Origin of the sequence: Rhodovibrio salinarum DSM 9154 (genome assembly GCF_000515255.1) — a bacterium.
Lineage (GTDB): Bacteria > Pseudomonadota > Alphaproteobacteria > Kiloniellales > Rhodovibrionaceae > Rhodovibrio > Rhodovibrio salinarum.
Genome location: NZ_KI911559.1, coordinates 60,766 through 86,658, shown reverse-complemented (window position 1 = coordinate 86,658; position 25,893 = coordinate 60,766). Strand labels below are relative to the sequence as shown.

At 65.3% G+C, this 25,893-nt stretch carries 22 protein-coding genes; 18 read left to right on the top strand and 4 right to left on the bottom strand.

The genetic code is table 11. From position 1 onward, the window contains the following. The first annotated feature begins 368 nt into the window (after positions 1 to 368). From RHOSA_RS0100400 to RHOSA_RS0100370, 7 genes are all read left to right on the top strand, one after another. Complete coding sequence (locus RHOSA_RS0100400; protein WP_027287127.1) at positions 369 to 1,400, top strand: ABC transporter substrate-binding protein; 1,032 nt, start codon at positions 369 to 371, stop codon at positions 1,398 to 1,400. A gap of 38 nt (positions 1,401 to 1,438) precedes the next feature. After that, complete coding sequence (locus RHOSA_RS0100395; protein WP_027287126.1) at positions 1,439 to 2,929, top strand: sugar ABC transporter ATP-binding protein; 1,491 nt, start codon at positions 1,439 to 1,441, stop codon at positions 2,927 to 2,929. A gap of 3 nt (positions 2,930 to 2,932) precedes the next feature. Further along, positions 2,933 to 3,889, top strand: a complete 957-nt coding sequence (locus RHOSA_RS0100390) for an ABC transporter permease (RefSeq protein WP_027287125.1) — start codon at positions 2,933 to 2,935, stop codon at positions 3,887 to 3,889. Next, on the top strand, positions 3,886 to 4,869 hold the full coding sequence (locus RHOSA_RS0100385) for an ABC transporter permease (protein WP_437123659.1): 984 nt from the start codon (positions 3,886 to 3,888) through the stop codon (positions 4,867 to 4,869). The genes RHOSA_RS0100390 and RHOSA_RS0100385 overlap by 4 nt, the downstream gene beginning before the upstream one ends. A 29-nt stretch (positions 4,870 to 4,898) precedes the next feature. Further along, the gene (locus RHOSA_RS0100380; protein WP_027287123.1) at positions 4,899 to 5,807 is read left to right on the top strand and encodes an SMP-30/gluconolactonase/LRE family protein; all 909 of its coding nucleotides are present in this window, start codon (positions 4,899 to 4,901) and stop codon (positions 5,805 to 5,807) included. Positions 5,808 to 5,923: 116 nt separating this feature from the next. After that, entirely contained in the window at positions 5,924 to 6,814 is an 891-nt protein-coding gene (locus RHOSA_RS0100375; RefSeq protein WP_027287122.1) for an NAD(P)-dependent oxidoreductase, read from the top strand. A 27-nt stretch (positions 6,815 to 6,841) separates the two neighbouring features. Next, a complete protein-coding gene (locus RHOSA_RS0100370; protein ID WP_037255407.1) occupies positions 6,842 to 7,795 on the top strand; it encodes a 2-hydroxyacid dehydrogenase in 954 nt (317 codons plus the stop codon). Between the two features lie 109 nt (positions 7,796 to 7,904). Here the strand turns inward: RHOSA_RS0100370 and RHOSA_RS0100365 are convergent, their stop codons facing one another. From RHOSA_RS0100365 to RHOSA_RS0100350, 4 genes are all read right to left on the bottom strand, one after another. Continuing rightward, the gene (locus tag RHOSA_RS0100365) at positions 7,905 to 8,636 is read right to left on the bottom strand and encodes an FCD domain-containing protein (protein WP_027287120.1); all 732 of its coding nucleotides are present in this window, start codon (positions 8,634 to 8,636) and stop codon (positions 7,905 to 7,907) included. A 211-nt stretch (positions 8,637 to 8,847) separates the two neighbouring features. Further along, positions 8,848 to 10,227 (bottom strand): TRAP transporter large permease, encoded by a 1,380-nt coding sequence (locus tag RHOSA_RS0100360; RefSeq protein ID WP_037255404.1) that lies wholly within the window; start codon positions 10,225 to 10,227, stop codon positions 8,848 to 8,850. Continuing rightward, positions 10,224 to 10,802, bottom strand: coding sequence for a TRAP transporter small permease (locus tag RHOSA_RS19465; protein WP_081728333.1), 579 nt, complete (start codon positions 10,800 to 10,802; stop codon positions 10,224 to 10,226). The genes RHOSA_RS0100360 and RHOSA_RS19465 overlap by 4 nt, the downstream gene beginning before the upstream one ends. A gap of 90 nt (positions 10,803 to 10,892) precedes the next feature. Further along, on the bottom strand, positions 10,893 to 11,879 hold the full coding sequence (locus RHOSA_RS0100350; RefSeq protein ID WP_027287118.1) for a sialic acid TRAP transporter substrate-binding protein SiaP: 987 nt from the start codon (positions 11,877 to 11,879) through the stop codon (positions 10,893 to 10,895). A gap of 373 nt (positions 11,880 to 12,252) precedes the next feature. Here RHOSA_RS0100350 and RHOSA_RS0100345 point away from each other — a divergent pair, with 373 nt between their 5' ends. The 11 genes from RHOSA_RS0100345 (at position 12,253) to RHOSA_RS24550 (ending at position 25,836) form a co-directional block, all read left to right on the top strand. Continuing rightward, positions 12,253 to 13,833: a UxaA family hydrolase gene (locus RHOSA_RS0100345; RefSeq protein ID WP_051431652.1), complete on the top strand. Its 1,581-nt coding sequence runs from the start codon at positions 12,253 to 12,255 to the stop codon at positions 13,831 to 13,833. Between the two features lie 65 nt (positions 13,834 to 13,898). Further along, on the top strand, positions 13,899 to 14,645 hold the full coding sequence (locus RHOSA_RS0100340; protein ID WP_027287116.1) for an SDR family oxidoreductase: 747 nt from the start codon (positions 13,899 to 13,901) through the stop codon (positions 14,643 to 14,645). Between the two features lie 47 nt (positions 14,646 to 14,692). After that, positions 14,693 to 15,535, top strand: coding sequence for a fumarylacetoacetate hydrolase family protein (locus tag RHOSA_RS0100335; protein ID WP_027287115.1), 843 nt, complete (start codon positions 14,693 to 14,695; stop codon positions 15,533 to 15,535). A 168-nt stretch (positions 15,536 to 15,703) separates the two neighbouring features. Next, positions 15,704 to 16,312, top strand: coding sequence for a sigma-70 family RNA polymerase sigma factor (locus tag RHOSA_RS0100330; RefSeq protein ID WP_200372101.1), 609 nt, complete (start codon positions 15,704 to 15,706; stop codon positions 16,310 to 16,312). Positions 16,313 to 16,403: 91 nt separating this feature from the next. After that, entirely contained in the window at positions 16,404 to 17,411 is a 1,008-nt protein-coding gene (locus RHOSA_RS19460) for a FecR family protein (RefSeq protein ID WP_051431650.1), read from the top strand. Between the two features lie 291 nt (positions 17,412 to 17,702). After that, positions 17,703 to 20,144, top strand: coding sequence for a TonB-dependent siderophore receptor (locus RHOSA_RS0100320; RefSeq protein WP_027287113.1), 2,442 nt, complete (start codon positions 17,703 to 17,705; stop codon positions 20,142 to 20,144). Between the two features lie 98 nt (positions 20,145 to 20,242). Continuing rightward, on the top strand, positions 20,243 to 21,091 hold the full coding sequence (locus tag RHOSA_RS19455; RefSeq protein ID WP_200372100.1) for an ABC transporter substrate-binding protein: 849 nt from the start codon (positions 20,243 to 20,245) through the stop codon (positions 21,089 to 21,091). After that, positions 21,088 to 23,040: a Fe(3+)-hydroxamate ABC transporter permease FhuB gene (fhuB, locus tag RHOSA_RS0100310; RefSeq protein ID WP_027287112.1), complete on the top strand. Its 1,953-nt coding sequence runs from the start codon at positions 21,088 to 21,090 to the stop codon at positions 23,038 to 23,040. The genes RHOSA_RS19455 and fhuB overlap by 4 nt, the downstream gene beginning before the upstream one ends. Beyond that, complete coding sequence (fhuF, locus tag RHOSA_RS23880; protein ID WP_027287111.1) at positions 23,037 to 23,789, top strand: siderophore-iron reductase FhuF; 753 nt, start codon at positions 23,037 to 23,039, stop codon at positions 23,787 to 23,789. Before fhuB ends, fhuF begins: the two co-directional genes overlap by 4 nt. After that, positions 23,786 to 25,393 (top strand): cyclic peptide export ABC transporter, encoded by a 1,608-nt coding sequence (locus tag RHOSA_RS0100300; protein ID WP_027287110.1) that lies wholly within the window; start codon positions 23,786 to 23,788, stop codon positions 25,391 to 25,393. Before fhuF ends, RHOSA_RS0100300 begins: the two co-directional genes overlap by 4 nt. Before the next feature lie 284 nt (positions 25,394 to 25,677). Next, positions 25,678 to 25,836, top strand: a complete 159-nt coding sequence (locus RHOSA_RS24550; RefSeq protein WP_027287109.1) for a DUF1328 domain-containing protein — start codon at positions 25,678 to 25,680, stop codon at positions 25,834 to 25,836. Positions 25,837 to 25,893: the final 57 nt, after the last annotated feature.

Genomic DNA, 25,893 nt, shown 5'->3' with positions numbered 1-25,893 from the left:
TGGCAGTGTTCGCGGGCACATGACTGATCCGCCGGAACGCGCGGCTCCGGCCGGTTTCAGCATGCGTGATCCAGACATCGAAGGCTGGTTTCTGGGCGCTGCTTTGAGGCCGCGCGCCGCTGGGGCGCGCTTCGGCTTTCGTCAGATGATTGTCTCCACCGCGACGCCGAACGCGACCGCCCGAAGGTTTGGTACGCCGATCTCCTGGGGCGGCCATAGCTCTCGGCGCGCCAGACGATAGAGAGGGCCGTTCCGCACCGATCCCCTCAATATCAAAGATCAACGACCGTTAGAGTGTCGCCGGTACGCGGCGACCGAACTGACGGCATGGGTCGTAGACCCGTTTCGCAACAAGGGAGGTAGGCACCATGAATTTGAAGACGATCGTCCCCGTCGTGGCTGTCGGGCTTGTCACGCTCGCCGGTCCCGCCAGCGCCGAGGATTTGCAGGATACCTCGGACATGCGGATTGCGCTGTCCAACAATTACGCCGGTAACTCCTGGCGTCAGGCGATGCTGAAGAGCTGGGAGGAGAACGCCGACGAGGCGGTCAGCGCCGGCGTTGTCCAGGAAGCGCCGAGTTTCACGACTGCGGAGAACCAGGCGACCGAGCAAGCCCAGCAGCTACAGAACCTGATCCTGCAGGGCTACGACGCGATCGTCATCGACGCCGCATCGCCGACCGCACTGAACGGCACGGTACGCCAGGCCTGCGAGCAGGGCATCGTGGTGGTGTCGTTCGATGCCGTGGTGACCGAACCGTGCGCCTACCGGATCGAGGTGGACTTCAAGGGCATGGGCGAGAGGCAGGTCGAGTATCTGGCCGACCGTCTCGAGGGCTCGGCCAACCTGCTGGAGATTCGCGGGCTGTCGGGGACGTCGGTCGATGAGAACATCCACGCGGGCATCGCCGCCGGGGTCGAGGCGGTCCCGCGGTTCGAGATCGTCGGTTCGGTCCACGGCGATTGGACCCAGAGCGTGGCGCAGAAGGAGGTTGCGGGCATCCTGCCGACGTTGCCCGAGGTCGATGCGGTCGTCACCCAGGGCGGTGATGGCTACGGCGCCGCGCAGGCGTTCAAGTCCGCCGGGCGGGATCTTCCGATCATCATCATGGGCAACCGCCATGACGAGTTGACCTGGTGGAAGCAGCAAAAGGACGCCAACCAGTACGAGACGATGTCGGTGTCGATCTCGCCCGGCTCGTCGACCTTCGCGTTCTGGGTCGCGCAGCAAATCCTGGCCGGCCGCGAGGTCCCCAAGCAGATGACCCTGCCGATGCTGACCGTGAACCAGGATAACCTGGAGAAGCGGCTGGAGCAGACGCAGGAAGGCAGCGTCACCAACAAGACCTACTCGAAACAGGAAGTGATCGACTTCATCCAACAAGCGAAGTCGAACTGAGCCGGCCGTCGGTCGGGACTGCACGTCGGGAGGCAAGCATGCGCGAGCCGACGAATGATGTCGTCGAGCTACGTGGAATCGACAAAAGTTTCGGGGCTGTACGGGCGCTGCAACAAGTCGATCTGACGGTGGCGGCAGGTGAGTGTCTCGGGCTGGTGGGCCACAACGGCGCTGGCAAATCCACCCTGATGCACGTGCTGGCCGGCACGCTGGCTCCCGACCGTGGCGCGATCGCGATCCGCGGCGCCGACGAGACCGCATCCTGGGCGGTTTCGTCGGCGCAGGATCGCGGCGTGCGCTGCATCTTCCAGGAACTGTCGCTGTGTCCCAACCTGACGGTTGCGGAGAACGCCCGCGTGGCGCATGCCGGAATCAAGGGGTGGGGCTGGCGTCGGCGCGCCAGCCGCCTGATCGTCGACAAGCTCGACGAGATCTTTCCCGGTCATGGCGTAAAGGGCGACGACGTGGTCGGCGACCTGTCGATCGGGCAGCGTCAGATGGTCGAGATCGCCCGCGCCTTCACACAAACGGATGAAGAGCGCCTGGAACTGATCATCCTGGACGAGCCGACCTCCTCGCTCGATGCCGTGTCGGCACGGCAACTGCTGGATTTTGTGCGGACCTTCGTCGACGCCGGCAAGAGTTGCGTCCTGATTTCCCATTTGCTGGGCGAGATTCTCGGCTACTCGGACCGTGTCGCGGTGATGCGGGACGGCCAGGTGGTTGCGAACAGTCCTGCCGCCGAGATGTCGCGCGACGGACTGGTCGCCGCTATGGGCAACGTGGCGGAGGCCCAACAAGGTGCTGCCGTGCGCCAAAGCAGTGAGCATGTCCGCGCGGATACGCCGGTGGCTGTGGAAGCCCGCCCGCCCACGCAACAGGACGACCAGGCGGTGACGGCGCATCGGGGCGAGATCATTGGCTTGGCCGGGCTGGCCGGGCACGGGCAAACCGACCTGCTGTTGCAAGTGTTTCAGGCCGGCAAGCGTGCGCGGGGTAAGACCAAGCACACGCGCGTGATGCAGAGCTGTGCGCTGGTGGCCGGCGACCGCCAGAGCGACGGCATTTTCCCGCGCTGGTCGATCCTGAAGAACATCTCGATCCGCTCGCTGGGGCAATTGCGCCGCGGTCCACTGATCCGCACCGCTAAGGAACGCGAACTGGCGGAGTCTTGGCGCACGCGCATGGGCATCCGCACGCCGAGCGTGGACAACGGCATCCTTTCGTTGTCCGGGGGCAACCAGCAGAAAGCGCTGTTCGCCCGCGCCTTCGGGTCTGACGCCGAGATCGTCTTGATGGACGATCCCATGCGCGGCGTCGACTTTGGCACCAAGCTGGAGGTCTACGATCTGATCCGTTCGGAAGCCGGCAACGGCCGTACCTTCATCTGGTACACCACGGAAATGGAAGAGCTGGAAAACTGCGACTACGTCTATGTGTTCCGTAATAACCGGGTGGTCGCCGGCTTGTCGCACAGCGAGCTCACGGAAGAAAAAGTGATTCACTCATCATTTGAAGGGGAGGGCTAGGCGATGCTGGAGCGGCTGCTTAGCCCCCGTTTTCTGCGCGCGGCGCTGCCGGCGATCGCGCTCGCCGCTGTCTTGCTGCCGATCTTCGCGATCCAGCCGCGGACGATGAGCTATTTCGGCCTTGATCTGCTGCTGAACCTGGCGATCCCGATTGCCTTCGCCACGCTGGCGCAGATGTTCATCCTGACGGTCAACGATCTCGATCTCGGGATCGGCGCGTACGTCAGTCTGGTGGCCTGCATCGGGGCCACCCTGCTGAACTCCGCGCCGTTGTTGGGCGTCTTGGCCCTGCTCGGGTGTGTCGCTGCCTATACGGCGATGGGCGTGCTGATCCAGCTGCGGAACCTGCCGGCGATTGTGGTCACGCTCGGCATGTCCTTCGTCTGGTCGGGCGTGGCGATCATGCTGTTGCCGCAGCCGGGTGGGGAGGCGCCAGCCTGGCTGCAGGGGATCATGAGCTTCAAGCCGCCCGGGGTGCCGTTCCCGATCGTGGCGGCGGTGGTTATGGGCCTGGTGGTCCATTTCGGCCTGTTGCGCTCGGCGACCGGAACGATCCTGCGCGGTACCGGCGGCAACGCGCGCGCGGTACAGCGCGCGGGCTGGTCGTTGCTGCGCACGAAAGCAACGATGTACACGCTGGCGGGTCTGTTCGGCCTGCTGGCCGGCCTGTCGCTGGTCGGCATCACCACTTCGGCGGATGCCAACATCGCGCTGCGCTATACGTTGCTGTCGATCGCCGGCGTGATCCTTGGCGGCGGGGAATTCGTTGGCGGCCGGGTGTCGCCGATCGGGGCCGTGCTTGGCGCGATCACGCTGACGCTCGCGGTGTCGTTCCTCTCCTTCGTGCGGATTCCTTCCGAATGGCAGGTCGGCTCGCAGGGCGCGATGCTGATCCTGGTGCTGGCGGCGCGCGCGATCATCACCCGTCGTGAAGGCACAGCCAGTTGGAAAACGGCATGACGCAGGAAAGCGAGACCCGCACCACCCCCGTGATGGACCAGCTTCGCCAGAAGTTGGGCGAGGTCCCGTGGGTCTGGTCGTTCCTCGGCGCGGCCGTGATGTGGGTGATCGCGGTCTATGTCGCCGACGGCAAGGGCGCCGGCGACATGTTGAGCGCGGCGATGTCCTTCTCGGTCTACTTCGTGATCGTGGGCATCGGGCAGATGTTCGTGATCACGCTGGGACCCGGCAACATCGACTTGTCGATCCCGGCCAACATGGCGCTGTCGGGCGCGCTTGCGATGAAGGTCATGGGCGGCAGCGATGCCATGATCCTGGTCGGGCTGCTGGCGGCGCTGGGCTCCGGGGTCGCGGTGGGTACCTTCAACTATGGGCTGATCCGGATCCTCCGCATCCCGCCGATCATCGCCACCCTGTCGGCCAGCTTCCTGATCCAGTCGGTGGCGATCAGCTATGGCCGGGGCCTGCGTATCAAGCCCCCGGAAGGGTTGGGCGAGTTCATGTCGGTGCAACTCGGCGGTGTCCCGGCGATTGCGGTTCTGACCGTCGGGTTGGCGGCGATCATGGCGGTGGTGCTGGGACGTACACCCTATGGCCGCGGTCTTATCGCCATCGGCCAGAACACCCGCGCCGCTTGGCTGGCCGGCATCAACGTGGAGGTGACCCGCTATCTCGCCTACACGCTTTGCGCCGTCTTCGCTGGCCTGACGGGGGCTTTGCTCGCCGCTTTCTCCGGCGGCGCCTCGCTGAACATGGGTGAGGAATACCTGCTTTCCTCGATCGCGGTTGTCGTGATCGGCGGCACCTCGATCGCTGGCGGACGCTCCAACGTGCCCGGCATCGTGGGGGCGGCGCTGTTCCTCTACCTGATGGTGACGATGCTGAACGCCATGGGTGCGGGCCCCGGCATGCGCTCTTTGATGACCGGCCTAATCATCGTTGGCGTGATCACGCTGGCCGGCGGCGAAACCGACACCTGACTGGTACCTGGCAGCACCGGAGTGGGCCGATGAACGACAGCTACCAGGTCTACGATTCCCGTTTTCGGGCGTTGGTGCAGCCCAACGCCTGGCTGGAACGGCTGTGGACCGGCGCGCGCTGGACCGAGGGGCCAGTTTATTTTGCCGATACCGACGTGCTGGTCTTCAGCGACATCCCGAACAATCGGATGATGCGCTGGGTCGACGGGATGGGCGCGGGCGTCTTTCGTTGTGATTCCAACTACGCCAACGGCAACACCCGGGATCGGCAAGCTCGGCTGGTGACGGCGGAACATGGCGGCCGCCGGATCACACGTACGGAACCGGACGGCACGGTCACGGTCCTGGCCGACCGGTTCGAGGGCAAGCCGCTGAATTCGCCCAACGACCTTGTGGTGAAATCCGACGGCACTGTCTGGTTCACCGATCCGCCCTACGGCATCATCAGCGACTACGAAGGTCACAAGGCCGCGCAGGAGCAGACGCGTTGCCGGGTCTATCGCCTGGAGCCGGAAAGCGGCCGGATTGACGCGGTCGCCGAGGACTTCGTTAAGCCCAACGGCCTCGCGTTCTCCCCGGACGAGCGCGTGCTCTACATCTCCGATACCGGCGCGTCGCACGATCCGGATGGGCCGCACCACATCCGTGCCTTCGACGTCGAGGACGGGCGTCGCCTGACCGGCGCTCGCGTCTTCGCCGAGGTATCGCCTGGCGTGCCGGACGGTTTCCGGCTGGATACCGATGGTAACCTTTGGACCAGTGCCGGTGACGGCGTCCACTGCTACGCCCCGGACGGCGCGCTGTTGGGTAAAATCCCGGTGCCTGAGGTTGTTGCCAATGTGACGTTTGGCGGGGCGAAGCGGAATCGTCTGTTCATCACGGCGACCAGCTCGCTCTATGCCATTTTTCTGTCCGTGAGTGGGGCGCAGGCGCCATGAGCGCGGATTCCACGCGGGTGTGGTCTTCCCGGCGCGCTGCGCAGCGGTTTGAGTCCATCGCGACCGGCCGGCATCGCCTCGCCAAGGCTGGTTAAGGTTCAGAATCGGAGGTCTTCATGGAAAAGCGTATCGGTTTCATCGGCGTGGGCCTTATGGGCTACGGCCCCGCCCGCCTGCTGTTGGAGGCCGGCTATCCGCTCACCCTGCTGGGTCACCGCAATCGCGCGCCGGTGGACGATCTGGTCGGGCGCGGTGCGCAGGAAGCCGAAACGGCAGCCGAACTGACGCGCAACGTGGACGTGGTGATCACCTGTGTTTCGTCCTCGGCGATCATGGAAAAGCTGGTCCACGGGGACGACGGCATCGCCGCGGGCGCGCGCGAGGGGCAGGTCCTGGTCGATATGACCACGGCCGATCCGCAGTCCACCCGGGCCTTGGCGGCGACCTTGGCGGAATGGGGCATGCGCATGATCGATGCGCCGATGACGCGGACGCCGCGGGAAGCCCGGGAAGGACGTCTGAATCTGTTGCTGGGCGGGGAGGCGGCCGATATCGACGCGCTTGAGCCGCTGCTTGAGGTGTTTTCCGAGAACCGCTTCCGTACAGGCCCCTTGGGGAGTGCGCATACCACCAAGCTGGTCAACAACGCGCTGTCGCTTGGACACGCCGCGCTGGCGGCGGAAGCCGCGGTGACCTGCAAGGCCGCCGGTGTCGATCCGCAGGTGCTGTATGACATCGTGACCGCTGGCGGGGCCGACAGCAAAATGTTCCGCATGGTGATGCCCGCGGCGATCGAAGACCGCGTCGACGGTCTGGAGTTCACGCTCGGCAACGCGCGCAAGGACTATGGCTACTATCTGCAATGCGCGCGCGATGCGGGCTGCGTCCCGATGACGACCCAGGCCGTTCACCAGCTCTTCGAGGTCGCGACCGCGCAGGGCAATGGCGACGAATACGTGCCTTACCTTTATCGGATGCTGAACGGCTGGCACAGCCAGTCAAGCTGACCGCCATCCCGACCGATCGGAGACGATATGTCTAAATGTACCGTGCTTGCCCTGGCGCCGCTCGGCCCACCAGAGGTGCAGGAACAGCTCGATTCCGAGTTTGAGTGCCATCTCGTTGGCCGGGACGGTGCGCTCGATCACCTGATCGCTCAGATCGGGGATCGGGTGAGCGCGCTGGTGACGACCGGCGGTCGCGGCGCGGAAGCGGAAGTGATCGCGGCGCTTCCGCAGTTGCGCCTGATCGCCTGTTACGGTGTTGGGGTCGATGCCATCGACTTCGCGGCAGCCGGCAAGCACGGCGTCGAGGTAACCAATACGCCGGATGTCCTGACGGACGATGTTGCGGACCTGGCGGTCTTCCTGCTGGGCGCGTTGCATCGCCGGTTGGTGCAAGGCGATGCCTGGGTCCGGGCTGGCGAGTGGGCGCGCTCTGGCGGCATCCCGCTCGGGCGCAGCCTGCGCGGCCGGCGTGCGGGCATCCTTGGATTGGGTCGGATCGGGGAGGCGACGGCGCGGCGTCTGACGGCGTTTGGCGCCGAAATCCTCTACTACAGCCGCCATCCGCGGCCCGCCTCGGAATGGACCTATTGCGAGAGCCCGGCTGCGCTGGCGGAGCACAGCGACGACCTGATCGTCTGCTGTCGCGGGGGAGACGCCACGCGCCATCTCGTCGACGCGCATGTCCTGCAGGCGCTGGGGCCGCAGGGGAGTCTCGTGAACATCGCGCGCGGCAGTGTCGTGGATGAAGCCGCGCTCGTGGCGGCCTTGCACGCCGGGGGGATCGCGGGGGCGGCGCTTGACGTCTTTGAGAACGAACCGGACGTGCCGGACTCGCTGTTTGGATTGGACAACGTGGTGCTGGCGCCGCACATCGGCAGCGCAACCTTGGAAACGCGCCGCGCGATGGGGGAATTGGTACTTGAGAACCTGCGCGCCCGTCGCGATGGCCGCTCGTTGGTGACGCCGGTTCCCCAGGGCTAGAGCGAAATCGCTGGAGGCTGGTTCAGCCTCCAGCGTGAATTTCGCTCTAACGTCTTGAAGAGAGGGCAAGATTCACGTGGAAGGTGATTCAACCCTCCACGATCTTGCCCTAGCCTGGACTGTCGGTTTGCGGGCCGCCTTCTTTGAGCGTTCTGTAGGTTCCGTAATGGTGCTGCAGGTGTCGGCGCATCGCATCCTCGGCCGCGTCGGGGTCGCCGCGTTCGATGGCTTCGACGATTTCCCGGTGCGCTTCGGAGGCGATCCTGTCTTCTCCCGGACGTTGCAGGGCGTGCGCCCGTTGGTCGTCGAGCAAAGTGGAGAGCGCGTCGTGAACGGCGACGACGATCGGGTTGTCGGTCACTTTTGCCAAGGCGGCATGGAAAGCAACGTCCGAGCGTTTGAAGGCCGGATCGTCCCCGATGTTGTGCAGATTGGTCTCCAGCGCGTCGCGTAAAGCAGCATGATCGGCCGAGGTGCCCTGTTGGGCGGCATGCCGGGCGACCGCCACCTCGAAGAGCACACGGGCATCCTGCAGGGACGTTTGCCCGTTGGGGTCTTCCAACAGCTGCTGCACCACGCCTGAGAGACGGGGAAGTACCGCGTCGGATGTGGGCTTGATCACGCGGGGCCGCGTGCCGCTGTTGATCGCGACGAAGCCCAGTTTCTGGAGATAGAACAGCGCCTCGCGGACGGCAGGGCGTCCGACGCCGAACTGTTCCATCATCTCGCGTTCCGAGGGGAGTTGATCGCCGGCCTTGTAGGTGCCTTCGCGGATCTCCTGCTCAAGGCGTTCGGCGACCTGCTCCGACAAGGTCTTACGTTCGATCTTGTACTTCTTCATGGCCTTCGTCGCGCCGTCTGAGTAGGCCGTCTTGCAGCGGGGGGTCTCTCACGCCGCATACTGGTGCCTACCGGAATTTTCGTCTGCCTGTTTCTCGTTTTCCGTGAGCAGGCATAGTGCTTTGTCGCCCCGAAGGGAACAGCTGTGTTCTGCGAAGCCGATGCGCAGAACACAGCGGCTGTCGACCCTGGATGGCGTCGTTGAGACCGGATCAGCGGTATAGGAGGCTCGGCAACCACATCGAGATTTCCGGAATGAAGGTGATCAGCAGAAGCGAGATCAACAGCGGTACGAGGAAGGGCAACGTTCCCCGCATGCACTGCTCGAACGAGACGTCGGAGACGCGGGAGAGCACGTAAAGTACCATCCCGACCGGCGGCGTCAGCAGGCCGATCATCAGGTTCAGCACCATGATGACGCCGAAATGCACCGGGTCCACGCCCACTTGGGTCGCGACCGGCAGCAGTACCGGAACCAGGATCGTGATCGCGGCCACCGTTTCCATGAAGCAGCCCACCACGAGCATGATCAGGGTCATCAGCAGCAGGATGACGGCCTGGTTGTCGGTGTAGCTCGTCAGGATCGTGGCGAAGTAGTCCGTGAACTGATTGCTGATCAGGATCCACGAGAAGATCGACGCCGAGGCGACCACCAGCAGGATGATGGCCGTGGTCTCGATCGTCTCCATGCTGATGCGGAGCAGGCGCCGCGGCGGCAGCGTGCGGTAGATCACGCTGCCCAGAAACAGCGCGTAGACGACGGCCGCGATCGCCGCTTCGGTCGGCGTGAAGGCGCCGGAGATGATCCCGCCGATAATGATGAGGGGCGTGAGCAACGACAGGAACGCCCGGCTGAAGGTCGACCCCAAGCGGCCGAGCGCGAACTGTGTGTCGCGCGGATAGCCACGACGACGCGCGATCCAGGCAACCATGATCATCAGGGTCGCCGCCATCAGCAGACCCGGGATCAAACCCGCGATGAACAGCTGCCCGATCGATGCGGAGGCCATCACGCCATAGATCACCATGGGCAGGCTGGGCGGAATGATCGGACCGATGGTGGAGGAGGCGGCCGTGATGCCAATGGCGAAGTCGGAATCGTAGCCGCGCTCGCGCATCGCCTTGATCTCGATCATGCCCAAACCGCCGGCGTCGGCGACCGCCGCGCCGGACATGCCTGAGAAGATGATGCTGGCGCCGATGTTGACGTGTCCCAGGCCGCCGCGCATCCAGCCCATCAGGGCGTTGGCGAAATTGAACAGGCGGTAGGTGATGCCCGCGCCGTTCATCAACGCGCCAGCCAGGATGAAGAAGGGAATCGCCAAGAGTGGAAAGCTGTCGACGCCGTTGATCATGCGGTGCGCGACGACGAAGTCGGGCACCTGGCCGGTTATATAGACGAACAGCAGGCTGGAGCCGCCAAGCGCGACCGCCACCGGAATCCCGGTCAGCAGCATCGTGAACAAGCAGGCGAACAGGAAGCCCATGTCCTGGCCGCTCCAGGCCAGCCATACGCACAGCGCGGTGCCGGTCGCCAGGATGATCGGCGCCACGGCTTGGGGGCGGCGGAAGCTTGGGGAGACGGCACTCATCCGGCGGCCTCCTCGTTAGCGGCCGTCCGCTTGCCGGGCGCTGACACGCTCGCCTTAAACCGTTGTGGCCAGAGCTGGAGAATGCGGTGCACCATCCTGAACGTCATCAGCACGAAGCCCGCGCAGGCGACGTAATAGATCACGCTCTTCGGGATATCGACGGAGGTCATGTAGGAGTTGGTGCGCGCGGCGAGCTCGTAGGTGAGCCATGCCAACATGCCAAAGAAGATCAGCCGCACCACGTCGACGAAGACCGCCAGCAAGCGCCCCATGGGCTCTGACATGTAGCGGTACAGAAATTCCATCATGATGTGGCTGTTTCGGCGCACCGCCATCGCGCCCCCCAGGAAGCCGACGGCGATCAACAGATATCGCGCCATCTCCTCGGTCCAGCCGATCGAATCGTCGAGGACGAAGCGCGAGAAGAACTGGGCGAAGACATCGGCGGCCAGCAGCCAAAAGACAACCAGGACGATGTAGTCCTCGATAGCATATTCGGAAAAGCTAAAAGGCGGCTCGACGTCAAGCGCCATGGCGTCCGAGGACGTGCTATCTGCAGGGTCGGGAGTCGTCATCTCCAACCTCCAGGTCCGCGAGGAAAGCAATGCCGGCGAAACCGCCCGCCAAACCCTGCGCGGGTCCGGCGGGCGGCAGGGCGATAGCCGCTATTTGATCGCTTGCAGACGCTCGAAGGTCTTCTTGGACCACTCCACGTTGTCGCCTGTCAGGTGGGGGCGTACGGCCTCACGGAAGGCGGCGCGGTCGACATCCTGATTGACCGTGGTGCCCTGGTCCTCGAACCAGGCGACGAGTTCCTCCTCGGACTTCAAGATATCCTGAGTGGCCCCTTGGGCTGCTTCCTCCAGAACGTTCGTGAGGATCTTCTGGTCCTTTTCGGACAGGGATTCCCAGGTGATTCCACTGACAATGGTCAGCAGCGAGTCCGAGATGTGACCCGTCAGGTTGATGTAGTCCTGGACCTCGTAGAACTTCTTCGCCCGGATCGTGTTGAGCGGGTTCTCCTGCGCGTCCACCGTTCCCTGCTGGAGGGCCAGGTAGACCTCGGCGAAGGCGATTGGGGTTGGGTTCGCGTCCACCGCCTTCGGCATCATCATGTACAGCGGTGCGTTCGGGGTCCGGATTTTCAGGCCCTCCATGTCGGAAGGCGTATCGATGGCCTTGTTCGACGTCACGTGACGTTGGCCATAGTAGGTCAGGGTGATGACCTTGTTACCGGTCTTGTCCCGGTAACCCTGCGCCAGTTCGCGGAAAAGGTCGCTGTCGCGATAAGCCTTCCAGTGATCCACATCGCGGAACATGTAAGGGGCGCCGGCGATTCCGATTGGCCCGTAGAACCGGCCAGCGAACTGATTGCCGGTGTAAATGACGTCAACCGTGCCCAGACCAAGGGCTTCATTGAGGTCGGATTCCTTGCCAAGCGAGGAGGCCGGGAAGACCTCCATCGTATGCCGGCCATCGGTGCGCTTTTCGAACTCGTCGGCGGCCCAAACCGCCCACTTATGGAAAGGCTCGGACGTCTCGTAGACGTGCGCGAACTTCATATCCTTGGCGGATGCGGGCGGGGCGGTTGTGACCGCGCTGAGCGCGAGGGCCATCAGACCGCATTTACCCAGCAGCTTAAGCTTGTTCATGAACGCCTTACCTCCGTGTATTGGTCTTTTCGTTCCCGCGGCTTGGTCCGCGGGATGGCTTGTTTGTTATTCTTTTAGGTCGATGATATTATACCGTTCATACCAGTATACCAAGATATTTTGGACCGGATGCCCCCACTTTGGCCCAGCAGGCAAGATCGGTAAAACACCGTCGCCCCCGCTATCGGTATCAGGATGCGCTGGCCGCGCAGTGCGTTGATCTTACTGGGAGTTGGCTGCTGTCGGAAATGTCCGCTACCGGCATTCCCATGGCACAACCTTTCATACTAGTATACATTCATGATCTGGCGATGTCTTCGGCGGCAGGCGCACAGATCCGCAAGACAACCGCCGCCAATATGGGGAGATTGAGATGACCCGCTCTGAGGCTTCGGCCGTGGAGGCCCATGCAGATGGCCAGTCGCAAGAGACTGCGGCTGCGGCTGTCGTTCGCTTGCATCCGGACGATAACGTCGTGGTGGCCCGTCGCCGGGTTGCGGCAGGGTCCGACCTCCCTGGGCTCGGGATCGTCTGTCGCGACGACATCCCGGCCGGCCACAAGGTCGCCGCCCGTGCGATCGAGTCCGGTGCGGCCGTGCGGAAATATGGCCAGATCATTGGGTTCGCCACGCAGGATATTGCCGAAGGGCAGCAGGTGCATACGCATAACTGCGGTATGGGCGATTTCGAACGCGACTATGCCTACGGCAGCGAAGCCCGGCCAACCGATTATGTTCCTGAAGCGCAACGGGCGACCTTCCAAGGCATCGTCCGTCCGGACGGACAGGTGGCGACGCGCAATTACATCGGTGTCCTGACCACGGTGAACTGCTCTGCGACGGTCGCGCGGGCGGTGGCGGATGCCTTCCGGGGGCCGGCGCTGGATGCCTATCCCAATGTCGACGGCGTGGCCGCGTTCGTGCACGGGACCGGTTGCGGCATGGCCGGATCGGGCGAAGGGTTCGAGCTGCTGCAGCGCACGCTGCACGGCTATCTGATGCATCCGAATTTTGCCGGCGTTCTGCTGATCGGCCTCGGCTGCGAAATGAATCAGATCCACCGCCTGATGGAGCGTTACGGGCTCCAGCAGGGCAGTCGCTTCGACTACATGACGATCCAGGAAGCTGGCGGCACGCGCGCTGCGGTTAGCCATGGTGTGGAGCGCGTCCAGGCTATGCTGCCCGATGCCAACGCGATCCGCCGCGAGCAGGTTTCGGCCGCCCATTTGAAGCTGGCGTTGCAGTGCGGCGGATCGGATGGCTATTCCGGGATCACGGCCAACCCGGCGCTGGGTGCGGCGGCCGACAAATTGGTGCGCCACGGCGGCACCGCGATCCTCAGCGAAACGCCGGAGATTTACGGTGCCGAGCACCTGTTGACCCGGCGGGCCGCCAGCCGCGAGGTCGGGGAGAAGCTGGTCGAGCGGATACGCTGGTGGGAGGACTACACCGCGCGCCATTCCGGCAACATGGACAACAATCCCTCCCCGGGAAACAAGGAAGGCGGCCTGACGACGATTCTGGAGAAGTCGCTGGGCGCTGCTGCCAAGGGAGGAACGACCCGACTGGAAAACGTGTACGGCTATGCCGAGCCGATCGACAGCCAGGGCTTCGTGTTCATGGACTCGCCGGGTTACGATCCCTGTTCGGTGACGGGGCAGATCGCCAGCGGCGCCAATCTCGTCTGCTTTACCACGGGACGCGGGTCGGTTTCAGGCTTCAAGCCTGCGCCATCGCTCAAGCTCTCGACCAATACCGCCACCTATCAACGGATGTCCGGGGACATGGATATCAACTGCGGGGCTGTGTTGGACGAGGGGGTCGCCGTGGAGGAGATGGGAGACCGGATTTTCGATCTGGTCCTGCGCGCGGCCTCCGGCGAGCAGACCTGCAGCGAAGCGCTCGACTTCGGGGACAATGAATTCGTGCCCTGGCAGATCGGCGCGGTTATGTAACACGCAGAGGTCGTTCCGGTCGGCCAACGGCCGAGGCCATATCGAATCAAAAGGGGAGTGTATCAATGGGCGAGCGCCTTACCGGAAAAACCTGTTTCGTAACCGCAGCAGGCCAAGGGATCGGACGGGCGACGGCACTGGCTTTCGCTGACGAAGGCGCGCGGGTGATCGCGACCGATATCAACGAAGCAGCGCTGGAGCAGCTGGCCGCCGAACGGCCGGAGATCCAGACCGAGGTGCTGGATGTTCGCAACGGCGCCGATGTCAAAGCAGCAGCCCAGCGGCATTCGGATGTCGATGTGCTCTTCAACTGCGCCGGTTTCGTGCATCACGGCACCATTCTGGATGTCGACGAGCAGGCGTACGATTTCTCCTTCGATCTGAACGTGCGCGGGGCGTTCCGGCTCAGCCAGGCGTTTTTGCCAGCGATGCTGGAGCGGGGGCACGGGAGCATCGTGGCCATCTCGTCCGCCGCGTCGAGCATCAAGGGCGTGCCAAACCGGTGCGTCTACGGCACGACGAAGGCGGCGCTGATCGGTCTGGTGAAGTCGATCGCCGCGGATTTCGTGGGTCAAGGTGTGCGTGCCAACGCGATTTGCCCCGGGACCGTACAAACCCCCTCGCTCGACGAGCGCATCGCGCAGCAGGGCGGCGACGTCGAGGAAGTGCGTCGGACGTTCGTCTCGCGCCAGCCGATGGGGCGTCTCGGCACGCCGGAGGAGATTGCGGCACTGGCCGTCTATCTCGCCTCCGACGAGAGCGGGTTCGTGACCGGCCAGACGTTCGTGATCGACGGCGGCTGGTCGCTTTAGACGCGCCCGCCGCTTTACAACAAGTCAATGATCTCAAGGGGGATTAGGTGAAGCTCACGCGGTTCGGAAACCCAGGATCGGAAAAACCCGCCATCATCGCTGCGGACGGGACGCGCCGCGACCTTTCCGGCACGGCTGCGGACATCGCTGGTGATGTTCTCTCGCCGGCGGGATTGCGCCGTTTGGCGGAGGTTGACGTGTCGGCGCTTCCGACTGTGCCGGAGGATGCCCGCTGGGCGCCGTGCGTCGGCGGCGTCGGCAAGATGATCTGCATCGGCCTGAATTATGCCGATCATGCCGAGGAATCCGGCATGGATCTGCCGCCTGAGCCGGTGATCTTCTTCAAGGCGACCACCGCGATCTGCGGCCCCTACGACGATGTCGAGATTCCGCGTGGATCCAGCAAGACGGACTGGGAGGTCGAACTCGGCGTGGTGATCGGCTCACGGGCGAAATACGTCGACCAAGCCAACGCGCTGGACCACGTTGCGGGCTACTGCGTCGTGAACGACCTCTCCGAGCGCGACTTCCAGCTCCAGCATTCCGGTCAGTGGGTGAAGGGAAAGAGCCACGATACCTTTGGCCCGCTCGGTCCTTGGCTCGCAACCGCCGACGAGGTCGCCGATCCGCAGAACCTCTCGATGTGGTTGAGCGTGGATGGTCACCGGTACCAGGACGGGTCGTCGAAGACGATGGTCTATGGGGTTAGCCATCTGATCAGCTATCTCTCGCGTTTCATGACGCTTGAGCCCGGCGACGTTATCTCGACCGGCACGCCGCCAGGGGTGGGCGCAGGTCAGAAGCCGCAGGTGTTCTTGCGCCCGGGCCAGAAAATCGAACTCGGGATTGAAGGGCTGGGCACGCAGACTCAACGGACGGTGTCGGCCTAAACAACAGCAGGCCTGCCGCTGGACGCCCGTATGATGTCCAGCGGCAGGCCGTCCCCCGAGAGATCGCAAGCCGCGTCCTCGACCGGTGGGTCGCGGATTGAAGAGGATGGGGCGCACCGCTGACCGGCTACCCTGACGTCGCGGGGGCTGATCACCGGAATCAGGTTGGTGAAGTGTCTGGCCGAGCTTGCAAATGCGAACCATTTGCAATTAGTCTGCCGCGCAGCGTTTCATTTCACGTATGACCTTCCTATGCGGCGGCGCCAGGATCTTATTTCCTGTTTTGAAGCATGTCGGGATGAGTTGCTGAGCTTCCTGCGGCGCCGGACCGATACGCCGGACCGCGCGGAAGATCTGGCACAGGAGACCTATATCCGGCTGGCGGCGGTTTCTGCTGAGACCGAGATCGCGAACCTGCGTGCTTACATCTTCCGCACCGCCGCCAATCTCGCCACCGATAGTGGGCGGCGGGAAGGCGCCCGTCACACGCGTCTTGCGTCGGAAGAAGCCGGGCGGCATGTGGCCGACCCGGCGCCAACGCCGGACCGGATCGTCAGCGATCGGCGGCGCCTGACGGTTCTCGAGCGGGCCCTCGACGAACTGTCACCGAATGCGCGCACGGCGTTCGTGTTGAATCGGTACGACGGTCTGACCCATACGCAGATTGCACACCACCTTGGTGTATCCAACAGCATGGTGGCAAAATACATTTCGCAGGCGTTGCGGCATTGCCGCCAGCGGCTCGACGCCTACGACACGCATGAAAATAACCGGTGACACTGCAAGAATCCCATCGCCAGATCGTCCTTAACAGTAAGGGCTCGTGTTCAGGCGATCCCAGCTCTACTGGAAAGCGCTGTAGACGGAGATGACGCTGCCCTCCTATCGCAACGATAGCGTCCGACGGGATCTGCTCGATCAAGCTTTGGATTGGCGCGTGCGGCTGACGTCCGGCGAGGCGAGCGACTTCGAGGCGGCCGCGTATCGCGCCTGGAAGGCGAAGAGCCCGGCGCACCAGGCCGCGGCGTTGGAAGCAGAACGCTTGTGGGACGATTTCGACGCGTTGCCACGGCCGGCGAGCGTTCCGGAGGTTCCGGTGCGGCCGGCGGCTCCGGAGCCTGCGACTGGAAGTTCCGGCAGTCTCACACGCCGTAAGCTGCTTGGCGGCGCGTTGGCGGCGGGGGTGGCGTTGACCGTGCTGGGAGGAAGCGGGGCTTTAGGTCCGCTCAGCGGGTTGTATAGCGACTATGTCACTGGCGTTGGCGAGCGCCGGGATATCACCTTGCCCGATGGGTCCATACTGCAACTGGATGCGGCCAGCAGCGCCTCGATCGATTTCACGGCCGAGTCCCGGACCGTGCACCTGCACACGGGTCGCGCGATTTTCGATGTTCAGAAGGAGCCTAACCGCCCGTTCGACGTCGTGGCGGCCGATGGACGGGCGCGGGCTGTCGGAACGATTTTCCAGGTCACCCGGGCCGCGCACGGTGCTCGCGTAACGGTCCTGGAAGGGCAGGTCGACGTTCGGCCGCCCCGGCACAGTGCGCAGGCCACCGCGCCGCGCCGCCTGCTGGCCGGGGACCGGGCGCACTACGACGATGCCGGGCATTTCGATGTTCGGCATGTTGGCGATCCGGCGGTATTGGCGGCGTGGCATCGCGGCAAGCTGATCGTTGACCGCGAGCGGTTGGGCGATGTCGTGGCGATTGCCGCGCGTTACCGGCGTGCGCCGATCGTCATTCTCGACAGCGCCGCGGCGGATTTGCGGGTCACGGGCGTCTTCGAGCTCGCCGACACCGAGAGCCTTCTGAACGCGATCGACCGGACCCTTCCGGTCCAGGTTCACCGGCTGCCGTTCCTGACGGTGATCCGCTAGGGCGCGCATTATCTGCCTGATATCCCTGCAGAATTGGCGGGCCAGCTGAGGTCTGGCGTGCCCGCGCGTGGCGTGTCGCACGCGGCCGCGGAAAATTTTTTCGCACGACTGCTGCAAACTTCTGTCCGCCGTTTCGTCATCCCTGGGAATGCGAATTGGTCGCATTTGCATTTGGGCCGTTGTCTCGGCTTCGCTTAAGGGGGATGGGGAATGACACGGACTTTACGGCCGCTCGGCGCGCCGCGTCGCGGGCGCACGGAGTTGTTGTGCTCTGCGGGCATGTTTGGGGCCATGACACTGGCCGCGCTGTCGCTGCCGCTCACGGATGCCGTTGCAGCTGATGCCACAGGCAACGCACCCACGACCGCAGACCGCGCGGCTGCCACGCAGCTTGCGGCCAGCACGGTGCAGCTCGACATGCCGGCGATGGACTTGGGGCAGGCGCTGACCCGCTTGGCGGATGCGGCGAATGCTCGAATCCTCTTCCCGTCGGAGCTGGTCGCGCGCCAGAGCGCGCCGGAACTCTCGGGCCGCTACACGCTGGCCGAGGCGTTGGACATCATGCTGACCGGCACCGGGATCGTCTGGAGCTTCAGCGAGGATGGCACGGTCGTGTTGGAGTCTTCTGGCGGGGACGATGAAGCCGCGCTCGGGCCGATCGTCGTGGAAGGCGACGGCGAGGAAGCGCGCGGCCCGGTCGATGGCTATGTCGCTTCCCGCAGCGCCACGGGGACCAAGACCGACACGCCGCTGATCGAGACGCCGCAGGCGGTGAACGTGGTCACCCGCGATCAGATGGAAGATCAGGGGGTGCAGAGTGTCGCGCAGAGCCTGGGCTATACCCCCGGTGTCGTCGCGCAGTACGGCGACAACGACCTGCGCCACGACTGGCTAACGGTACGGGGCTTCACGCCGGGCCGTTATCTGGACGGCCTTCGCCTGCCCTATGGCGCGCGGGGCTATTCCCAGCCGCGGATCGAGACCTATGGCCTGGAGCGTGTCGAGGTTCTGAAGGGGCCTGCATCGATCCTCTACGGGCAGGGGGCGCCGGGCGGCACCGTCAACATGGTCAAGAAACGGCCGACGGAGGAGCCGATCCGGGAGGTGCTGCTGCAGACCGGCAGCCACGCCCGCAAGCAGGCCGCCGCCGACCTGAGCGGCAGCCTGATCGACAGCGGCGAGTTGCAGGGGCGGCTGGTCCTGCTCGGCCGCGACAGCGACACGGAGTTCGACCACGTTGACGAGCAGAAGGCCTACGTCGCGCCCTCGCTCAAGTGGGTGCCGAGCGACGGGACCAGCTTGACACTGTTCGCCGAGTATCAAGAGGTGCGCTCGGAAGGCGGTGGCGGCGCTCCGGCGCTGCCGGCCAATGGCACCCTCTACACCGATGGCTACGGCGAACTGCCGCGCGAGACCTTCGTCGGCGAGCCAGACTACGATCTGTTCGAGAATCAGCAGTGGTTCGTCGGCTACGAGGCCGAGCACGAGTTGGACGAGACCTTCACGCTGCGTCAGAACCTGCGCTATGCCGACGTCGACGTCGATACGCAGCGCGTTCAGGCGTTCTGTAATGGCACCTGCGACCCGTCTGCGCTGATGCGGTATGCCTGGGGGTTCCCGGAAACCTCGCAGCTCTTCACGGTCGACAATCAGGTGATCGCCGACTATGCGACCGGGCCGCTGGATCACACGACGTTGGTCGGGGTCGACTATTCCTTCGAGGACAGCTCGTTCACCGAAACCCAGCTGACGATCCTGCCGGGGACGTTCAACGCTTACGATCCGCAGTACGGCGCGTCGGTGACACGGCCCGATCCGGGGTTGCAGATCGACCAGACGCAGTCGCAGCTCGGCCTTTATGCGCAGGACCAGATCGGCTTCCACGGCTTCACCCTGACGCTCGGCGGCCGCTATGACTGGGCGGAGACGGAAACCGACACCTGGCGGCTGGGCAGTGGCACGTCGAGCAGCGATCAGGACGACGGCGCGTTCACCGGCCGCGTCGGCTTGACCTATCTGTTCGATAACGGTCTGGCGCCTTACGCCAGCTACTCGACCTCGTTCGATCCGGAGGGCGGTACGAACCGCAACGGCGAGCCGTTCGATCCGACGGAGGGTGAGCAGATCGAGGCCGGCGTCAAGTTCCAGCCGGCCAACTGGAACAGCTTCGTGACGGTCTCGGCCTACCAGCTCACGCGCACCAACGTGCTGACGCCGGACCCGGTGAACACCAGCTTCAACGTGCAGACCGGCGAAGTGGAGGTCCGGGGGCTGGAACTCGAAGGCAAGGCCCAGTTGACCGAAGGGCTGTCGCTTGTCGGTTCCTATGCCTATACCGAAAGCGAGATTACGAAAGACAACCCGGATAGCTCGGGCAACAGCGACGAAGGTAATCGCCTGCAGTTCGTGCCGAAGCACCAGGCATCCGGCTGGGTCGACTACGAGTTCCAGGACGGCCCGTTGCGGGGGCTGGGGCTCGGTGGCGGTGCCCGCTACGTCGGCCAGACTTACGGCGATACCGGGAATACCTACGACATCGATTCCTACACCCTGTTCGATGCCGGTGTGCGTTATGACCTGGGCGCGCTCAGCAATGACTTTGCGGGACTGCAGGTCTCGCTCGATGTCAACAACGTGTTGGACGAGAAGTACGTCGCCACCTGCCTGTCGGCGACCGGCTGCTACTACGGTGTCGGACGCACGGTCTACGCGACGCTGAAATACAACTGGTAGCGCCGCGCGTGACGTTCGATCGCTCGACGCCGGGCGGGAGGCCGGGGGGCGTAGGCTCCCCGGTCTCCCCTTTACCCTCGATGACGCGGCGGCAGTTCGTGACCGGACTGCCGCTCGCCGCGTTTTTGCCCGTCCTTCCGGTGTCGGCCGCTGCCGCCGGGCCCCGGTTGGCGGTGCTGGATTGGGGGCTGGCCGAAACCGTGCTGGCCCTTCAATTGACCCCGCTGGCCGTTGCGGAAGCGCCGCTCTATCGGCGGCGGGTGGTCACGCCCGAGTTGCCGCCGGAGGTGGTCGATCTCGGTCTGCGCACCTGGCCGAATCTGGAGCGCTTGCGGGCCCTGTCGCCCGACCTGATCGTTTCGCTGGCGGGCTACGGTGTGCCGACCGCACGTCTCAAGTCGATCGCGCCGACCTTGCCGCTCGAGATCTACAGCCAGCAGCGGGCGCCCTATCGTCTCGCGGACGCGGCGCTGCAAGCGATCGCCGACCGCACCGGGCGGCAAGCGCAGGCGGCCGCCTTCCGCCAGCGCCTGTCGGAGACGTTGGAACGCGCCCGTCAGCGTCTGGCCGGCTATGACGGGCGGCCGGTGCTGATCTTCAAGTTCAGCGATGCCCGCCACGTCGATGTTTACGGCGATGGCAGCCTGTTCGACGCCGTTCTGCAGCACCTGGGCCTTGCCAACGCGTGGACGGAAGAGACCAACATCTGGGGCTTCGGCATGGCCGGCCTGGATGCGGTTGCGCGCGTGCCCGACGCCCGTCTGGTGGTGATCGCGCCCGGGCCGCCCGACAGTCTGAAGACCAGCGCCCTGTGGCGCAGCCTGCCGCCGGTGCGCGAAGGGCGGGTCGTGCAGATTCCGCCGACCTGGGTGTTCGGAGCATTGCCGTCGGCGATGCGGTTCGCCGAGCAGATCTCGCGCGTTTTACAGCCCGGGGCGTCGTCGTGAGGCTGTCGCCGGCACAACTGCTGCTCGCCCTCGTCGTGCCCGCGCTGGGCCTGCTGCTGGCGGGATTGGCACAGCACGTTGCGCTGGACCGCCTGGCCGACGTGGCGGTCGCCCCCGATCCGACGCGCTTCGCGGACGTTTTCGTGCATCACGCCCTGCTGCCGCGCGCGGTGGTGGCGGTGCTGGTCGGCGTGGCGCTCGGCCTGTCGGGGACGGTGTTCCAGCAGGTGCTCCGCAATCCCCTGGCCGAGCCCTCGACGCTTGGCATCCTCTCCGGCGCGCAGCTTGGCGTGACGATCGGGGCGCTCGTGACCCCGGGCCTGTTCCTGGGCGTGACCCGCGATCTGGCCGCGTTCTGCGGGGCCGCGGGCGCGATGGCGCTGGTTTTCGCGATCGCCTGGCGGCGCAGCCTGTCGCCGATCACGCTGATCCTGGCCGGCTTGATCATCAGCCTGGTTGCCGGTTCGGCGACGGCGCTGCTCGGAATCTTCCAGTACGAGTTCCTGCGGAGCGTGTTCATCTGGTCCAGCGGTTCGCTGCTGCAGAACGACTGGGGACAGGCGCAGGCGCTGGCCTGGCGTCTGGCGTTGGGAATACTGCTGCTGGTGCCGCTGCTCCGGCCGCTGACGGTCGCCGGGCTCGACGACACTAGCGCCACCAGCCTGGGTGTGCCCTTGCGGCGGGTGCGTCTGTTGGCGCTCGCGGTCGCGACGGCTCTGGCTGCGGCGGTTGCCAGCGCCGTGGGCGTGGTCGGGTTCATCGGCTTGGCCGCGCCGCATCTGGCGCGCGTCGCGGGGGCGCGGACGTTCCGCGCGCGGCTCGTCTGGGCCCCGCTGCTCGGTGCGGCGCTGCTGCTGCTGGCCGACGGGGTCGTGCAACTCGCGGCCCGCTGGATCGCCCAGGTACCGACCGGAATCGCGACCGCGATGTTGGGGGCGCCGTTGCTGCTCGTCTTGATCAAGTCGATGCCGCTCGCCGACACGGCCGACCAGCTCGTCGGCACGGCGGCGCGACGGCTCCGGATTCCCCGTCTGGCGCTTGGGCTGACAGCTGTCGGACTGACCATCGTCGTCGCCCTGTCGTTGAGCGAACACGTTCAGGTGGGGCAGCTTCCACTCATGGAATTGATCGGCGGCCGCTGGCCGCGGGTGCTGGCCTCCCTGACGGCGGGCGGCATGCTGGCGCTCGCCGGGACGATCGTGCAGCGCACGACCGGCAATGCGCTGGCCAGCCCGGAGGTGTTGGGGGTCAGTTCCGGCGCCGCGCTCGGGGTGATCGCCGCGCTGTTCCTGGGGGCCGGGATGTCGCCCGTCACGCAGCTCGTCGCGGCCACCTTGGGGGCGCTGCTGGTGTTTCCGCTGTTGCTGCTGTTGGCCCGGTCGGTGCGCTTCGCGCCGAATCACGTGCTGCTGTGCGGTGTCGCGCTCGGAACGCTGTTCACCAGCGTGGTCTCGTTGGTGGTCGCCAGCGGCGATCCGCGTGCCAGCTACGTCCTGGTCTGGATCACCGGTCCGACCTTCCGGGCCGGCGCGCTGCCGGCGCTGGCCGGGGCGCTGCTGCTCGCGCTCGGCCTGGGGCTGAGCCTGTTGACTGTGCGGTGGCTGGGTCTCTTGCCGCTCGGCGCGACGACGAGCCAAGCCCTGGGCGTACGCGTCGGCCGGAGCCGGCTGCTGCTGCTGTCGATCTCGGCCGTGCTGACCGCTGGTGCCACCCTGCTGACCGGTCCCTTGACCTTCGTCGGTCTGATGGCGCCGCACATGGCGCGCATGGCCGGGTTCGTGCGGGCCCGCCACCAACTTCTGGCCGCGATGCTGATCGGGGCGGCGATCATGGTGGCGGCGGATTGGCTCGGCCGGTCGCTGCACTTCCCCTACGAGATCCCTGCCGGGATTCTGGCGACCTTCGTCGGCGCGCCGTATTTTCTGTGGCTTTTGGCGCGCCGGGGATGAGCGTGGGACGCACAGCCCGCGCGCCGGGCCTGGATCTGGGGGCCCTGCTGACCGGCGACCTTGCGGTCCTGCAAGGCAAGGTGGCTGGCCCGGACGATCCGCGCCCGGCCGTGCAGTCGGCGGACCTGATGACCCCCACCATGTTGGACCGGGTAGTGACACCGTTCGCCGCGCGCTGGCCGACGGACGCGCGCGTGGCTGCGGTCTCGTTCTGGACGCTCAAATACTTCGGCACGGTGATCCCGCCCACAGTGGCCCTCGTCGTGCTCGCGGGCCAGCATCTTCCGATGCGCCTCGCGGAGACGGAGATTCTGCTGTCCGCGGACGGCGAACCCGAGGCGATCCGGTACGCCGGCGCGACCGCGCCCGGCACCCCCGACGACCTGCTGTCGGAAGGTCTGATGGCGGGGCACCTCGGTCCCCTGGTGGCCGCGCTCGCGGGCTGGAGCCGTGTGTCGCCGCGGCTGCTCTGGGGGAACGCCGCGCACTATTACGAATGGGCGGTCCGCGTCGCCGCCGCCCGGCCGGAGGCCGACCGCGCCGCGCTGGCGGCGGCCAGGCGCTGGATCGATCCGCAGGCGCCGGAGGCCGCGGATGCCAGCCCGTTCGCCGGCCACATCCGCTATCTCGACGACGCCGGTACGCCGGTGCGCCGGCGCAAGGTCTGTTGCCTGCGCTACCGGCTGGCCGGGGTGGACACCTGCGGCAGCCTGTGTCCGCTCCCCAAGGTCCGGCAGGCGGGGCGATGAAAGGGATTGTCGGCCTGCTGCGGCCCTTTGCGGGCATCTTGCTGCTGGCGGTCGTCTGCGGTGCGTGCGCTAGCATCGGGACGGTCGCCCTGCTGTCGGTGATCAACCAGACGCTCCACACCGCGGGCGCGTGGCCGCGCCAATTGGCCCTGGGATTCGCCGGGTTGTGCCTGGTGACGCTGGCGGGGCGGGTGGCTTCCGACATCTGCATCAACATCGTCGGGCAGCGGCTGGTAGCGCGGGTGCGCGGGCAGTTGGCCCGCCAGATCCTGTCCGCGCCGATCGACGCCTTGGAGCGTTTCCGGAGCCATCGGCTGATGCCGGTACTGACGCACGATGTCGATATGATCAGCGACGTGGCCTTCGTGTTTGCCGGTTTCGTGATCTCGCTCGCGGTGGTGCTCGGCTGTCTCGTCTACATGGCGGTTCTCTCGGTGCCGCTGTTCGTTCTGACGCTGTGTCTGCTCGCGATGGGAACGGCGGTCCAATACCGGATCACCCGTCGCGGCATCCGCGGCTTCTGGACGGCGCGACAGCACGAGGACGAACTGCACAAGGCCTACCGGGTGTTGAGCGACGGCGCGAAGGAGCTGCGGCTCAACCTGACCCGTCGGGCGCAGCTATTGGACGGGCAGATTGAGCCGACGATCGCCCGGATCCGTGACGTCAATCAGCGCGCGATCAACACCTTCGTGATCGGCAACGCGGTCGGCTCGGCCCTGTTCTTCCTGGTCATCGGCGCGCTGTTCGGCTGGGCCGCCTGGATCGAGCCGATCCCGGCGGAAGTGCTCAGCGGTTACGTGCTGGTCCTGCTTTATATGAAGGGGCCGGTCGACCAGGTGCTGCAGTCGCTCGCGAACGTCACGCGGGCCAAGGTCGCGTTCGAGAAGATCGCCGATCTCTCGGCGCGCTTCGCCTCGCCCGAGCCGCATCTGGCCGCGCGCGCAGCGGACGCCGAGCCTGCCGTGCCCGAGGTGATTCGCCTGGTGGGCGTCAGCTATCGTTTTCCCAAAACCGAAGGCACGGACCCGTTCGTTCTGGGACCGATTGATCTTACGGTGCGGGCCGGCGAGATATTGTTCGTGGTGGGGGAGAACGGGTCGGGCAAGACCACGCTCCTGAAGCTGCTGATGGCCCTCTACCCCCCTTCGGAAGGGCAGGTGCTGTGGGACGGCGCGCCCGTGTCCGCTTCCGACCGGGACCATTACCGTCAACTGTTTACGACGGTCTTCAGCGACCATCACCTGTTCGAACAGCTGCCGGAGAACGACCCGGAGCTGGCGGCCGACGCGCAGGCCTACCTCGAACGTCTGGAGCTGGCGCACAAGGTCCGCCTGAACGAAGGTCGTTTCTCGACGCTCGACCTGTCGAGCGGACAGCGCCGGCGGCTGGCGTTGGTTCAGGGATATCTGGAACGCCGGCCGATCATGGTGTTCGACGAATGGGCGGCCGACCAGGACCCCGCGTTCCGTCAGATCTTCTACCGGGAACTGCTGCCGGACCTGCAACGGCAGGGCAAAACGCTGATCGTGATCTCGCACGACGAGCGCTATTTCGATGTCGCCGACCGCGTGGTGCGGCTGCGCGACGGCCGGGTGGTGTGAGAAACCTGATTTGATCGCGTAGTTGCGGGACGCATATCCCGGTGGTTTTGAACACCCGAGCTTGTGTCGTTCCGCAGCCGGTGTCGTCAACAAACCGGTCGCGCATTAGGTAGGATTATGAGGCGATTAGCTTGAACAGTTGCGGTAGTATAGGTTCGCGGCTTGTGAGCCCAGCGTGATTTGCCGATGACCGGTGTTTTGCCGCGGGGTATTGGCCATCAGGTCTATGCATGACGGCGTCACGTGGCGCCGCCAATACGTTTCATGACAAAGGTGAGGTTTACATGTTGGGTTGGTCTCTGACGTTTCTCGTGATCGCACTGATCGCCGCCGGGCTGGGCTTCGGCGGTGTTGCCGGTACGGCTGCCGGGATCGCGAAGGTCCTGTTTGTTATCTTCCTGGTGTTGTTCGCGGTGTCGTTGATCCGCGGCCTGTTGCGCTGATCCGCGGCGGCTACGGGGCGGGCGGCGGTTGCGGTCCGGCGTGTTTCGGCCCACCTT

Bases quoted from the DNA above. Each gene is read 5' to 3' on its own strand.
- RHOSA_RS0100400 (WP_027287127.1), top strand. From the start codon at position 369: ATGAATTTGAAGACGATCGTCCCCGTCGTGGCTGTCGGGCTTGTCACG.
- RHOSA_RS0100395 (WP_027287126.1), top strand. From the start codon at position 1,439: ATGCGCGAGCCGACGAATGATGTCGTCGAGCTACGTGGAATCGACAAA.
- RHOSA_RS0100390 (WP_027287125.1), top strand. From the start codon at position 2,933: ATGCTGGAGCGGCTGCTTAGCCCCCGTTTTCTGCGCGCGGCGCTGCCG.
- RHOSA_RS0100385 (WP_437123659.1), top strand. From the start codon at position 3,886: ATGACGCAGGAAAGCGAGACCCGCACCACCCCCGTGATGGACCAGCTT.
- RHOSA_RS0100380 (WP_027287123.1), top strand. From the start codon at position 4,899: ATGAACGACAGCTACCAGGTCTACGATTCCCGTTTTCGGGCGTTGGTG.
- RHOSA_RS0100375 (WP_027287122.1), top strand. From the start codon at position 5,924: ATGGAAAAGCGTATCGGTTTCATCGGCGTGGGCCTTATGGGCTACGGC.
- RHOSA_RS0100370 (WP_037255407.1), top strand. From the start codon at position 6,842: ATGTCTAAATGTACCGTGCTTGCCCTGGCGCCGCTCGGCCCACCAGAG.
- RHOSA_RS0100365 (WP_027287120.1), bottom strand. From the start codon at position 8,636: ATGAAGAAGTACAAGATCGAACGTAAGACCTTGTCGGAGCAGGTCGCC.
- RHOSA_RS0100360 (WP_037255404.1), bottom strand. From the start codon at position 10,227: ATGAGTGCCGTCTCCCCAAGCTTCCGCCGCCCCCAAGCCGTGGCGCCG.
- RHOSA_RS19465 (WP_081728333.1), bottom strand. From the start codon at position 10,802: ATGACGACTCCCGACCCTGCAGATAGCACGTCCTCGGACGCCATGGCG.
- RHOSA_RS0100350 (WP_027287118.1), bottom strand. From the start codon at position 11,879: ATGAACAAGCTTAAGCTGCTGGGTAAATGCGGTCTGATGGCCCTCGCG.
- RHOSA_RS0100345 (WP_051431652.1), top strand. From the start codon at position 12,253: ATGACCCGCTCTGAGGCTTCGGCCGTGGAGGCCCATGCAGATGGCCAG.
- RHOSA_RS0100340 (WP_027287116.1), top strand. From the start codon at position 13,899: ATGGGCGAGCGCCTTACCGGAAAAACCTGTTTCGTAACCGCAGCAGGC.
- RHOSA_RS19460 (WP_051431650.1), top strand. From the start codon at position 16,404: ATGACGCTGCCCTCCTATCGCAACGATAGCGTCCGACGGGATCTGCTC.
- RHOSA_RS0100320 (WP_027287113.1), top strand. From the start codon at position 17,703: ATGACACTGGCCGCGCTGTCGCTGCCGCTCACGGATGCCGTTGCAGCT.
- fhuF (WP_027287111.1), top strand. From the start codon at position 23,037: ATGAGCGTGGGACGCACAGCCCGCGCGCCGGGCCTGGATCTGGGGGCC.
- RHOSA_RS0100300 (WP_027287110.1), top strand. From the start codon at position 23,786: ATGAAAGGGATTGTCGGCCTGCTGCGGCCCTTTGCGGGCATCTTGCTG.
- RHOSA_RS24550 (WP_027287109.1), top strand. From the start codon at position 25,678: ATGTTGGGTTGGTCTCTGACGTTTCTCGTGATCGCACTGATCGCCGCC.